General features: G+C 39.5%; 11 protein-coding genes. 4 read left to right on the top strand and 7 right to left on the bottom strand.

The genetic code is table 11. The annotated features are described in order from the left end of the window. Positions 1–178: 178 nt before the first annotated feature. Positions 179–1,567: an amino acid permease gene (locus F938_RS14855; protein ID WP_005032980.1), complete on the top strand. Its 1,389-nt coding sequence runs from the start codon at positions 179–181 to the stop codon at positions 1,565–1,567. 80 nt (positions 1,568–1,647) lie between these two features. On the opposite strand, the gene F938_RS14850 is transcribed toward F938_RS14855, so the two are convergent. The 5 genes from F938_RS14850 to carA all read right to left on the bottom strand — a co-directional run bounded on the left by F938_RS14850 (position 1,648) and on the right by carA (position 8,697). After that, positions 1,648–2,277 (bottom strand): CatB-related O-acetyltransferase, encoded by a 630-nt coding sequence (locus F938_RS14850; RefSeq protein WP_005032978.1) that lies wholly within the window; start codon positions 2,275–2,277, stop codon positions 1,648–1,650. Positions 2,278–2,443: 166 nt separating this feature from the next. Next, on the bottom strand, positions 2,444–3,328 hold the full coding sequence (locus F938_RS14845; protein ID WP_005032976.1) for a class I SAM-dependent methyltransferase: 885 nt from the start codon (positions 3,326–3,328) through the stop codon (positions 2,444–2,446). 398 nt (positions 3,329–3,726) lie between these two features. Beyond that, complete coding sequence (gene greA / locus F938_RS14840; protein ID WP_004829465.1) at positions 3,727–4,203, bottom strand: transcription elongation factor GreA; 477 nt, start codon at positions 4,201–4,203, stop codon at positions 3,727–3,729. A 91-nt stretch (positions 4,204–4,294) separates the two neighbouring features. Continuing rightward, positions 4,295–7,528 carry a carbamoyl-phosphate synthase large subunit gene (gene carB, locus F938_RS14835; RefSeq protein ID WP_004829464.1) on the bottom strand — a complete coding sequence of 1,078 codons (3,234 nt, stop codon included), beginning with the start codon at positions 7,526–7,528 and terminating at the stop codon, positions 4,295–4,297. Between the two features lie 14 nt (positions 7,529–7,542). Beyond that, a complete protein-coding gene (gene carA / locus F938_RS14830) occupies positions 7,543–8,697 on the bottom strand; it encodes a glutamine-hydrolyzing carbamoyl-phosphate synthase small subunit (protein WP_004829463.1) in 1,155 nt (384 codons plus the stop codon). Between the two features lie 319 nt (positions 8,698–9,016). Here carA and F938_RS14825 point away from each other — a divergent pair, with 319 nt between their 5' ends. Beyond that, positions 9,017–9,481, top strand: a complete 465-nt coding sequence (locus tag F938_RS14825) for a hypothetical protein (protein ID WP_005032972.1) — start codon at positions 9,017–9,019, stop codon at positions 9,479–9,481. Between the two features lie 94 nt (positions 9,482–9,575). Here F938_RS14825 and F938_RS14820 read toward each other — a convergent pair whose 3' ends face one another. Together F938_RS14820 and yhbY are read right to left on the bottom strand one after the other, a co-directional pair. Beyond that, positions 9,576–10,115 (bottom strand): DOMON-like domain-containing protein, encoded by a 540-nt coding sequence (locus F938_RS14820; protein WP_004829461.1) that lies wholly within the window; start codon positions 10,113–10,115, stop codon positions 9,576–9,578. A gap of 11 nt (positions 10,116–10,126) precedes the next feature. Beyond that, positions 10,127–10,450, bottom strand: a complete 324-nt coding sequence (gene yhbY, locus F938_RS14815; RefSeq protein WP_004829460.1) for a ribosome assembly RNA-binding protein YhbY — start codon at positions 10,448–10,450, stop codon at positions 10,127–10,129. A gap of 198 nt (positions 10,451–10,648) precedes the next feature. On the opposite strand from yhbY, the gene rlmE reads away from it, so the two are divergent. Together rlmE and ftsH are read left to right on the top strand one after the other, a co-directional pair. Further along, positions 10,649–11,299: a 23S rRNA (uridine(2552)-2'-O)-methyltransferase RlmE gene (gene rlmE, locus F938_RS14810; RefSeq protein ID WP_004829459.1), complete on the top strand. Its 651-nt coding sequence runs from the start codon at positions 10,649–10,651 to the stop codon at positions 11,297–11,299. A 179-nt stretch (positions 11,300–11,478) separates the two neighbouring features. After that, positions 11,479–13,368 carry an ATP-dependent zinc metalloprotease FtsH gene (gene ftsH / locus F938_RS14805; protein WP_004829458.1) on the top strand — a complete coding sequence of 630 codons (1,890 nt, stop codon included), beginning with the start codon at positions 11,479–11,481 and terminating at the stop codon, positions 13,366–13,368. Positions 13,369–13,432: the final 64 nt, after the last annotated feature.

Below are 13,432 nucleotides of genomic sequence, written 5' to 3'. Positions count from 1 at the left end.
TACATAATTTAATTACATAATTCATAATAATTGTTATTTGTTGAAATTTCTGCTTATATGCGCAGTTATGAGAAAAGTAAATCAATTATTTTTCGATTAGATATAGGCATTTTTGATTAACTTATGATATACGTAATTTTGAATATAAAAATTACGCGACAAGGATGAGAATAATCATATGTCAGAACACGAGCAAGGAAACCTGAAACATGGTTTAAGCAATCGCCATATTCAGTTGATTGCACTGGGTGGTGCAATTGGTACTGGGTTGTTCCTCGGGATCTCGCAGTCGATCAAGCTTGCGGGACCTTCAGTGATCCTCGGTTATGCGATTGCAGGGCTGATTGCGTTTCTTATGATGCGACAGTTAGGTGAGATGGTGGTGCAAGAGCCAGTCAGTGGCTCATTCAGCCATTTTGCTTATAAGTACTGGGGCTCATTTGCAGGGTTTATGTCAGGCTGGAACTATTGGGTACTCAATGTTCTGGTTTGTATGGCTGAACTCAGTGCAATTGGTTTATATATCCAATATTGGTGGCCTGAAATCCCAACATGGATTTCAGCATTGGCGTTTTTTATTTTAATTAACGGCATTAATCTTTTGCATGTAAAATTTTTTGGTGAAATGGAGTTTTGGTTCTCCATCGTCAAAATTTTGGCAATCTTGGCGATGATTGGCTTTGGTTCCTATTTACTTGCAACGGGTACAGCAGGACCACAAGCAAGTATTACCAATCTCTGGGCATTGGGCGGTTTCTTCCCATTTGGTGTTGAAGGTCTGATCATGGCAATGGCAGTGATTATTTTTGCTTTTGGCGGTATTGAATTATTTGGAATCACTGCCGCAGAAGCGAGAGATCCTGATAAAACTTTGCCTAAGGCTGTGAATCAAATTATTTATCGTATTTTGATTTTTTATATCGCGACACTGTTTATTTTGTTTGCCTTGTTCCCTTGGAACAAAATGGCGGAAGGTGGAAGCCCTTTTGTTATGGTCTTTGCTTCGCTGGATAGTCAAGGCGTAGCGACTCTGTTGAACTTTGTGATTCTTACTGCAGCAGTTTCGGTCTATAACGGAACGAGCTATTGTAGCAGCCGTATGTTATTGGGTTTGGCTCAACAGGGCAATGCACCGAAGTTTCTTAAACATATCAATAAACGTGGCATCCCAACCAATGCAGTGCTTGTTTCTGCATTTGTCACTGTTTTATGTGTATTGTTGAATTATGCATTTCCAGAAAAAGCATTTGGTTTGTTAATGATGCTCGTGGTTGCCGCGATTGTGATTAACTGGGTGGTGATTTCATGGACACATCTAAAATTCCGTAAAGCTATGCTAGCGCAAGGGCAAACCACCAAATTCCCTAGCATTGCTTATCCATTCAGTAATTATCTGTGCATGATTTTTATGTTCGGTATTCTTGTTGTGATGTCATTTACCCCTGATATGCGCATCGCCGTAATGATGATTCCTGCTTGGATATTGTGTTTGATGTTTGCCTACTATCTAAAACAAAAAAAGTTAAAGAATGCGCATCGCAATGTAGCTTTAAATTCAGATCTATAAGCAACAATTGGTTAAATCTTATAAAAAGGGTTAAATGAAAATTTAACCCTTTTTTGTTTTGATAAGATTGAGCCTACATTTTACTCATTGGTTTGATTTTTTAAGAATTGTATTAGTTGAAGTAGATCATCAGTCTGTAATTGCGCTCGCATTTTCAATATTTGCTTTTCATCAAGGTCATAAAGCCTTAGGGAGAGTAGTTGTGCAATCTCTTGCTCAGTAAAGCGATATTTAATGAGCTTCGCAGGTACACCGCCCACAATTGCATACGGTGGGACATCTTGGGTGACTACTGCACCTGTTGCAACAACAGCACCTTCACCGAGTTTTACGCCTTGCATGATCATGGCACGACTCCCAATCCAACAACCATCCGCAATGACTGTATCCCCGGCAGGTAAAAAACTACGGGTATCAAAAGGAAATGTTGAGATCCAGTCAGGGCGGTGTAACTGATTCCCTCCCATCATGATTACGGATTCAGCACCAAAACAAACGAAGTTACCGATATACAATTGGTCAATCGGCTTTTCGGTAGTGGATGCTTTGTCATGTAAATAACGCACTACACAACGCTCAAAACCTTGATCCCAATACGCTGAGTAATAGGAGTAATTACCTTTTATATGAATGTTTGGATTTTTAACAGTTTTGGAAATAAATTCAAATTCACACCAGTGTTTTACTGGTGAATTTATCGAGTTAGGCATTCTAAAGGTTGCTTGATGTGCGGAGAGTGTTGTGACTATTTTATATGAGCTTTATAGGATTGAGCTATATAAATTCAATAAAATAGCCTAAGTAAATCAGCATCATTTCCATGTTCTATCTTTAAAAAGTGAGAAATATCTGAATGATATTTCAACTTGGTTTGTTTTAAATAAGTTTTAAATGAAGCAAATGCGAGCCATGCGTATGACGAATATGATCTGCACGATGGTTAAAATAGCGCTCAGTGATCTGTTGACCTGATAAATCTTCCAAGACTTGATATCCCATTTTGATCACTGCCTGATGTAAAGCATCTGAACCAAAAGCACCGATCAAAGGTTCTTTAAGAAATTGAGTAAATTGAGTTAAAGCAAACGCACCAAACCGTTCTATACCTTGTAATTCTCTATAATCAATCGAGTAGTCCATAACCACTTCACTTTGTTTATGTGCAATCGAGGCAATATTTTTCAAAGTGGCTAATGTGGTTTGCGGTGTTAAATAATGCGTTGTGCCTAACCAAGAGAAAAAAGCAGGGTGTTTAGATTGGAAACCACTTCGGGTTAAAACTTCAGAAAGCTTTTCTTTTTCAAAATCAATGCTGACAAATTCAACATTTTCAGGCAATTGTTGGGATGTAGAAATCTTTTTTAACTTTTGTATTTTGGTCTTCTGTGTATCAGGATGATCAACTTCGAATATTTTAAGTTGCGGATATTGAGCTGCTAAACGTAAAACAAATGAATCTAAGCCTGCACCGACCAAGACATATTGATGAATTTGATGGTTCTCAATTGCATGTTGTAAAAGATCTTCACAATATCGTGAACGACCAACCACTTGCCCAGTCAATTTACCAAAGGTTTGATTCATCAACTTTGAATTAAGTGTTTTGCAAAACAAGGCATTATTCAGTAATACCCGCCAGCGGCTATTGGTCATTGCTAAAGCGTACGGATCTGAAAATACAGGATCGCTAGCGTTTAAATGGTGGTTGGCACGCAGAGCAGCCGCTGCTTCTGCTGTGCGACTTACACGCCCAGCTTTCATATTGTTCCTCAAGAAATTTTTATTTTCCATCAATCTAATGCAAATAGATTATTTAACAATGGCAATAAATTTGGACAAGGTGGTGATAATTGCTATTTTTAAGGCATCAGATCTTTCTCTGTATAGCCAATTTGTTAAAAACTCATCCAGGAAAATATAATTTATCCTGAGTGAAAAGATTAAAAAATTATAATATATATTTGAAAAATATAATTTTTATTTTGTTATTTTAGCTCTAAAGTGTAAATTGATTTGCGCAAGCGATGCCTCCTTAACAATTGCATATGATGGATTAGTTTTTACAGGTTATTTGAATTATTGTTGTTGTAGAATCAAATATTATTCTCGAAAAGAAAAAGGGCTGAATAATCAGCCCTCAATATGATGAGTAGTGTTACTTAGATATACTCAACACTTACCACTTCATATTCTACTTCGCCTTGAGGCGTGACGATTTTTACTTCATCGCCTTCATTTTTACCTAAAAGACCACGTGCGATAGGAGAGTTCACTGAGATTTTATTAATTTTAAAATCTGCTTCATCATCACCTACAATCTTATAGGTTTTCTTTTCTTCAGTATCTAAGTTTTCAATCGTTACTGTTACACCAAAAACAACACGACCTGTTTGCTCAAGTTCTTTTACATCGATCACTTGGCAAGCACCGAGTTTACCTTCAATGTCTTGAATACGACCTTCACAGAAACCTTGTTGTTCACGTGCTGCGTGGTATTCTGCGTTTTCTTTTAAATCCCCATGTTCACGAGCTTCTGCAATTGCAGCAGTAATACGTGGACGATCAACAGATTTCAACTGTTGTAATTCTTTCTCTAAGGCAACCTTGCCTTCGGGAGTCATAGGATAACGTTGCATTGTTGTCCCTCAGTTTCGTATTTAAAAAATACTGGTTTAGAAATGAAAAAAGCCCGCCACCGATAAGGTGACGGGACTTATCGGAAACGAATTAACCTAGTGTTTGCAAATCTTGCAAGCGATATACATCCATTGGCAATTGAATTGCTAAAGCTTGGCATACAGCATCAGCACCATTCAAGGTTGTTGTGTAATACACTTTACCTTGGAGTGCAGAGCGACGGATTGAGAATGAATCCTGCTGAGCTTGTTTGCCTTCAGTAGTATTGATAATGAGGTGAATCTCGCCATTTTTCAAGCGGTCAACAATATTAGGACGACCTTCAGTGACTTTGTTCACACGTTCACATTCAATACCAGCGTCTTTAATGACATCATAAGTACCGCCAGTTGCGATAATTTTGAAGCCTAAATCCACCAATTGTTTCGCAATACCTGGTGCACGAGGTTTGTCTGAATCACGTACTGAAATAAATACATGTTTCACTTCACCTTCAGTTGGCTTTCCTGGTAAACGATCATTAGAGCCTAACACAGCTTTGTAGAAAGCTTCACCAAAAGTTTTACCAACACCCATAACTTCACCAGTAGATTTCATCTCTGGTCCAAGAATTGGATCAACACCTGGGAATTTATTGAATGGGAATACTGCTTCTTTTACTGCAAAATGAGTTGGGATAATTTCTTTTGTGAATCCTTGAGATTCTAAAGATTGACCCGCCATACAACGTGCAGCAACTTTTGCTAACGATTCACCAATACATTTCGATACAAATGGTACTGTACGAGATGCACGTGGGTTAACTTCAAGAATATAAACATCGTTGCCTTTTACAGCAAATTGAACGTTCATCAAACCAATAACGCCAAGCTCTTTCGCCATAGCCACTGTTTGACGACGCATTTCATCCTGAATCTCTTGAGAAAGAGAGTAAGGTGGAATCGAACATGCTGAGTCACCAGAGTGAATACCTGCTTGTTCGATGTGCTGCATAATTCCACCAATCACAACATCTTTACCGTCAGATACGCAGTCAACATCAACTTCTGTCGCATCATCAAGGAAGTGATCGAGTAATACAGGTGCTTCGTTAGATGCTTGAACCGCATCACGTAAGTAGCGCTTAAGTTCATCGTCATTGTAGACGATTTCCATTGCACGACCACCAAGCACATAAGAAGGACGTACCACCAATGGATAACCCACTTTAGATGCTTCAGCCATACCTTCTTCAGCAGATTTGACAATGCTGTTACTTGGTTGGCGAAGATTTAAGCGTTGAACCATTTGTTGGAAACGTTCACGGTCTTCTGCACGGTCAATTGCATCAGGAGATGTACCAATAATTGGAGCACCAGCTTCTTCCAAAGCACGCGCCAATTTCAATGGTGTTTGACCACCGTACTGTACAATGATGCCTTTTGGCTTTTCAGTACGTACGATTTCAAGTACGTCTTCCAGTGTGATTGGTTCGAAGTACAAACGGTCAGAAGTATCATAGTCTGTTGAAACAGTTTCTGGGTTACAGTTGACCATGATGGTTTCATAACCATCTTCACGCATAGCAAGCGCAGCATGTACACAGCAGTAATCGAACTCAATACCTTGACCAATTCGGTTAGGACCACCACCGATGACCATAATTTTGTCTTTGCTAGACGGATTAGATTCACATTCTTCATCATAAGTTGAATACATATAGGCTGTATCTGATTCAAACTCAGCAGCACAGGTATCAACACGTTTGTAAACTGGATATACACCCAAGTTCCAACGATGCTTACGGAATTGCTTTTGCGAAATACCCATTAAGTTTGCGATACGCAAATCAGATAAACCTTTACGCTTAAATGAACGGATATTGTCAGCGTTTAAGTCACCAAAACCTAAAGTTTTAATTTGTTCTTCAGTCTTGATGATGTCTTCGATTTGGATCAAGAACCAACGATCAATATTGGTTGCAGCGAAAACTTCTTCTAGAGTAAAGCCATGACGGAAGGCATCAGCAACATACCAAATACGATCTGGACCAGGTACTTTAAGCTCAACTAAGATTTTATCTTTTGCGCCTTCTGTACCCACAGCGATTTGTTCATCGAAACCACAAGTACCGACTTCAAGACCACGTAATGCTTTCTGTACAGACTCTTGGAAGTTACGACCAATCGCCATCACTTCGCCCACCGACTTCATCTGTGTTGTCAATGTTGCGTCAGCTTGTGGGAATTTCTCGAAGTTGAAACGAGGAATTTTAGTCACTACATAGTCAATTGCAGGCTCGAATGATGCAGGTGTAGTACCGCCAGTGATGTCATTTTTCAATTCATCAAGGGTATAACCGACTGCAAGTTTCGCTGCAATTTTTGCAATAGGGAAACCTGTTGCTTTAGATGCAAGAGCAGAAGAACGAGATACACGAGGGTTCATCTCGATCACGACCATACGACCGTCTTTCGGATTAATACCGAATTGAACGTTTGAACCGCCGGTTTCTACACCAATTTCACGAAGTACAGCCAAAGACGCATTACGGAGTAATTGGAACTCTTTATCAGTCAGTGTTTGTGCAGGCGCAACAGTGATTGAGTCACCTGTATGGACACCCATTGGATCAAAGTTTTCAATGGTACAGACAATGATACAGTTGTCGTTTTTGTCACGAACAACTTCCATCTCGTATTCTTTCCAACCAATCAATGATTCATCGATCAACAATTGTTTAGTTGGCGAAAGATCGAAACCACGCTCACAAATTTCAATAAATTCTTCTTTGTTGTAAGCGATACCACCACCTGAACCACCCATCGTAAATGATGGACGAATGATGACAGGGAAACCAAAACGCGCTTGAATTTCAAGTGCATGTTCCATGCTTTCAGCAACATCGGCACGAGGACATTCTAAACCGATCTTACGCATTGCGATGTCGAACAATTTACGGTCTTCAGCTTTTTCAATCGCTTCTTTGGTTGCACCGATTAATTCAACATTATATTTTTTTAAGATACCGTTGGCATCAAGTGCAAGTGCACAGTTCAATGCCGTTTGACCACCCATTGTTGGAAGAACAGCATCTGGGCGCTCTTTTTCAATGATCGCAGCTACAGTCTGCCACGTAATCGGTTCAATATACGTTGCATCTGCCATTGTTGGATCAGTCATAATGGTGGCTGGGTTAGAGTTCACCAAAATAACACGATAGCCTTCTTCACGAAGGGCTTTACATGCTTGTGCACCTGAGTAATCGAACTCACATGCTTGTCCGATGACAATCGGACCCGCACCAATAATTAAGATGCTTTTAATGTCTGTACGTTTAGCCATGGTCGCTTCCTTAATTACTTCTTAGATGCTTCAATAAGTTCGATGAAATGATCGAACAATGGGGCACAGTCATGTGGACCAGGGCTTGCTTCAGGGTGACCTTGGAAGCTAAACGCAGGTTTATCTGTACGATGAATCCCTTGTAGAGTTTGATCGAATAAAGATTTGTGCGTTGCTTTAAGATTTGCAGGTAAAGTTTCTGCATCTACAGCGAAGCCATGGTTTTGAGAAGTAATCATCACTGTACCGTGGTATTGACTTTGGTCATCAATGTTTTGTACAGGATGGTTTGCACCATGGTGACCATGTGGCATTTTTACTGTTTTAGCACCAGATGCTAAAGCAAGAATTTGGTGACCTAAACAAATACCAAATACAGGCAGGTTTGTAGTTTCAACAATAGTCTTCACAGCTTCAATCGCATAATCACATGCTGCTGGATCGCCAGGACCATTTGAAAGGAACACACCATCTGGATTAAGTGCGAGCACTTTTTCAGCAGGGGTTTGAGCAGGAACCACAGTCAACTTACAACCGCGATCTACAAGCATACGTAAGATGTTGGTTTTGACACCATAATCGTATGCAACTACATGAAATTTAGTTTCAGGTTGAGAGAAGCCTTTGCCTAATGTCCATGAACCTTCAGTCCATTCAAAACCTTCAGGATCGCAACATTCTTTAGCAAGGTCTAAACCGTTTAAGCCACCAAAGGCACGTGCTTGAGCAATTGCTTCTTCTTCAGTGATGTTTTCACCTGCAAGAATACAACCGTTCTGTGCACCTTTGTCACGTAAGATTCGTGTTAATTTTCGTGTATCAATATCAGCAATGGCAACGACGTTATGTTGTTCTAAATATTCGCCAAGAGATTGATTTGCGCGGAAATTGCTGTGTAATAAAGGTAGGTCACGAATGATGAGACCATTCGCCCAGACTTTATGAATTCGACCTGATTCAGTGTCTTCTTCATTACAACCAGTATTACCGATATGAGGATAAGTTAAAGTTACAAGTTGCTGTGCATAACTTGGATCAGTCAAAATTTCTTGATAACCAGTCATGGCAGTGTTAAAAACGACTTCACCAGTCGTACTTCCCGTAGCGCCGATCGATGTACCTTTAAAAACAGTACCGTCAGCAAGGGCTAAAATGGCGGGGGTGCTCAAACCATAGCTCCTGAACTAAAACCACAAAAATAGGGCTGTAAAAAAGCGAGTAGACGAAAAAAAAGGAAGGCTAATTAAATCCTACCCTCCTCTTGTCTGCTCGCTTATAACTTAACAGCGCATTATACGCATGAACTGATTAAAAGTCCATTTTATTTAGGTGGATATTGTGAGATAAATGCCTTGCTATTTTTTACTAGTTCTGCTTTTCATATGAATTTTTTGAAATTGTAAGTATTTAATAATTGTCAGACAAATCAAAATCTAAAATTTATTTCTTCACGCTATCTTATTGTTTCGTATTCCAGGGGGAATCAATATGACGATATCTAAAGAAAGTGTGACTGAAAAAGTAACAAAAGATACAGCAGCTTTGAAAGAGGTTGTAGCTGAAACTGCGGAAAATTTAGAGAAACTGGGCAAAGATGCGCAGCAAAAAGTCTCTCAAGCTGTGGCGGATACTCAGAAAAAACTGGAAGCTGAAACAGAGCAACTGAATGAACAGGTTCAAGATCAAGTCAAAAACTTCAAACAAGATTTGGTACAACGTCTTGATGTAATCAAAACTCAATTTTCTACTTCACAAAAAGACTTGGTTGAATTAGCTGATTTGTTAAAATCGGAATTAAGCCTTTTGGTGAAAGAGTTGACTGAAGTAGGTAAAGAAATTCGTGAAGATGTTTCACAAATTTCCTCTAAGCATAAAGTTCAGCTCACTGAAACACTAAAACGTTCTAAAGAGCATACGTTGGAAGTTTGGCATAAAGTTACGACAAAGCAATAAGTTGTTGTTTGGGCTGTATATAAACAACTATACCTAAATAAAAAGTGAGGCAAATGCCTCACTTTTTATTTAAAAGACAATTCAACAGTGACGATTAAAAGGTATGTAACCAGTCGCGTTTGTTGTGAAAGTCAGCTTGCTGTCCGCTATGCTGCATGGCGAAGAAGTGTTGACCTTGTGTGGTATTCAAAACAGCACTGAGTCCTATAAATAGATCAGACCACTTGAGTTTATGTGCAAGCATAAACTCAGTCAGATCTAAACTCACATTTAATCCATAATGTGTACGCTTAAGCTGATTTAATTCAATATCGTATGCAACTACAGGAGGCATATTCTCAGGATAGCGATATTCTTCAAATTGATAGGCTTGCCAAGCTTGAGAAGGGGAGAGGTTAACTTCTCGATATTGATCTTCGCCCTGCACGCCAATAAAAATTTCAAAACAGGTATTTTCCCAAAGAAAATCTTGACGCGGATGTGCTGTAACAGGTTCAGGGTATACAATAAATTGATTGGGATCTCTTAACCAATAACCTACATTTAAGGTGTAGGGATTGACCTGCTCAATCGCACCCACTAAAGAGATACTTTGAAAACGACGATCAAAAGCATTCAGTTCGTAACTTGCCATGAAAATAAATCTTAATTAGAAAGATGAGCGTGACGAACCAAATTAGAGAGTTTTTGATTTTGTTTGGCTGCTTTTTTGTAAAGCAAAGCAATTTTACCGATGGTTTGCACCACTTCTGCGCCAGTTGTTTCAGCTATTTCAGTGATGGTTGCTGTGCGTGCTTCGCGATCTTCACCCGCAATTTTAACTTTAATTAACTCATGATCATTTAAAGCACGGTTTAATTCTTCAACGACACTTTCAGTCAAGCCTTTATCACCAAGCATTACAACTGGATTTAATGCATGTCCGATTTGACGTAAACGTTTACGTTCTTGGATAGATAGAGTCGCCATAAAAAATAACCTGATTTTAAAAACGACTTAGTATAACAAAAGCCATATCGCTGCGCTGTAAATTCTGTAGAAATATTCGATGAGGCTTATTCAAAAAAACATATCAATATCTATCGATTTTAATCCATATGTATACTGCAATGAGAATATTTTTCACGTACAATCACAAGTTAGTTATCTGTTTAGATCAAGAGAGTTATGGCTACACGCATTACCAACCAGAAGTTATCCAAAAGTAGTCGTGCGTGGATGAGAGAGCATTTAGATGATCCTTTTGTGAAAAAAGCACAAAAAGAAGGCTATCGTGCTCGCGCAGCATATAAACTTCTTGAAATTCAAGAAAAATATAAAATGATTAAACCCGGAATGACTGTAGTTGACTTGGGAGCTGCACCAGGAAGCTGGTCGCAAATCGCAGGAAAACTGGTCGGTGATAAGGGTTTAGTGATTGCTTCAGACATTTTGGAAATGGACGCTTTACCAGATGTTACTTTTTTACAAGGTGACTTTAGAGAAGAAGAAGTTTTCGAAAAATTGTTAAATATTTTAAATGGACGCACTGTAGACGTTGTAATTTCAGATATGGCCCCCAATACATCAGGTAATAGGGCTGTAGATCAACCTCGCCAGATTTATTTGTGTGAACTTGCGTTAGATTTTGCCAATAAAGTCTTAGGACCTAAAGGGCAATTTGTAGTTAAGGTTTTCCAAGGCAGTGGATTTGATGAGTTCCGAAAGCAAGTCGTGGACAGTTTTGATGTATTGAAAACAGCAAAACCTGCTGCTTCACGTGCACGTTCAAAAGAAGTTTTTTTAATTGGACAGGGTCGTAAAAAAGTTTCGCAATAGCGGGCATTTTTAAGGTATGTTCGTAGTTCGTAATGAATTGCCAACAAATGCTTGCCAAGTTGTTAAAAATTGTGCATTTTGTACCTTTTTAATCTTTATTGCGAAATTCATTACTCGCTTTTTGTTACGATCAAGCATGATTGAGCCTGATCAAAATAGTTATATATGGGAATAAAGCTTTGAGCGATTACTTCAAAAATGCCGTATTGTGGCTGGTCATACTGGGTGTGCTGATCTTAATCTTCAGCAATCTCAGTGACCGCAGTAAGCCTTCTGCGATGAATTATTCTGAATTCGTCACAGCGGTGAATGCTGGTCAAATTAGTAAAGTCACAATTGATGGTGAAAGAATAAGCGGCGAAAAAAAGAACGGTTCGAACTTTGAAAGTATTCGCCCAGCAGTTCAAGATCCTGAACTGATGCCTACACTCATCAAAAATAACGTTGTTGTTGAAGGTACTGCACCTCAACGTCAAGGTTTGTTGATGCAACTTCTCATTGCAAGTTTCCCTGTACTCTTAATTATTTTATTGTTCATGTTCTTCATGCGTAACATGGGCGGTGGTGCAGGCGGTAAAAATGGTCCAATGAGTTTTGGGAAATCGAAGGCAAAAATGCTTTCGGAAGACCAAATTAAAGTAACATTTGTTGATGTTGCAGGTTGTGATGAAGCGAAACAAGAAGTTGTTGAAATCGTAGATTTCTTAAAAGACCCTGCAAAATTCAAACGCTTAGGAGCAACAATTCCTAAAGGCGTGTTGATGGTTGGTCCTCCAGGTACAGGTAAAACTTTACTTGCGAAAGCGATTGCGGGTGAAGCAAAAGTTCCTTTCTTTAGCATCTCTGGTTCTGATTTCGTTGAAATGTTTGTAGGTGTGGGTGCTTCGCGTGTACGTGATATGTTTGAACAAGCGAAACGTCATGCACCATGTATCATCTTTATTGATGAGATTGATGCTGTTGGTCGTCATCGTGGTTCAGGTACTGGTGGTGGTCATGATGAGCGTGAGCAAACATTAAACCAGATGTTGGTTGAAATGGATGGTTTCGAAGGTAATGAAGGTATTATCGTTATTGCTGCAACCAACCGTGCCGACGTACTTGATAAAGCATTGTTACGTCCTGGACGTTTTGACCGTCAAGTGATGGTGGGTCTTCCTGACATCAAAGGTCGTGAACAGATTTTGGCAGTGCATTTGAAGAAACTTCCATCTGTGACAGGTGTTGATCTTAAAGTACTTGCACGTGGTACACCGGGCTTCTCTGGTGCGCAATTGGCAAACCTTGTCAATGAAGCAGCATTATTTGCTGCACGTCGCAATAAGAACACTGTCGATATGCATGACTTTGAAGATGCTAAAGACAAGATCTATATGGGACCTGAGCGTAAGTCGATGGTGATTCGTGAAGAAGAACGTCGTGCGACCGCTTATCATGAAGCAGGTCATGCGATTGTAGCGGAAATTCTTCCGGGTACAGACCCAGTACATAAAGTAACCATTATGCCGCGTGGTTGGGCGCTTGGTGTGACTTGGCAGCTGCCAGAACATGACCAAACCAGCCATTACAAGTCTAAGATGTTGAATGAACTTTCTATCTTATTCGGTGGTCGTATTGCAGAAGAAGTATTCATTAACCAAATGTCGACAGGTGCTTCTAACGACTTTGAACGTGCAACTAAAATGGCGCGTGCAATGGTCACCAAGTACGGTATGTCTGACAAAATGGGTGTGATGGTTTACGAAGATGAAAACCAAAATGGTTTCTTTGGAAACGTAGGTAGTCGCACTATTTCTGAAGCAACTCAACAACAAGTTGACCAAGAAGTACGTCGTATTCTTGATGAACAGTACAAAGTTGCACGTGATATTCTTGAAAATAACAAAGATATTGCGCATGCAATGGTGAAAGCCTTGATGGAATGGGAAACCATTGACCGTGATCAAATCCGTGACATCATGGAAGGTCGTGAGCCGCAACCACCTAAGGTTTATGTTGCTGATAATCCAGTGATTGATGTGACGCCTACAGATGGTCCGTCAACTCCGCCACCATTACCGGCAACCTGATTGGAATAAATCAAAAAAGAGTCTCATATGAGGCTCTTTTTTTATGCAAATACAATTTATTATT

The organism is Acinetobacter bereziniae LMG 1003 = CIP 70.12 (assembly GCF_000368925.1).
Taxonomy (GTDB): domain Bacteria; phylum Pseudomonadota; class Gammaproteobacteria; order Pseudomonadales; family Moraxellaceae; genus Acinetobacter; species Acinetobacter bereziniae.
This window is presented reverse-complemented; position numbering and strand designations above follow the sequence as displayed.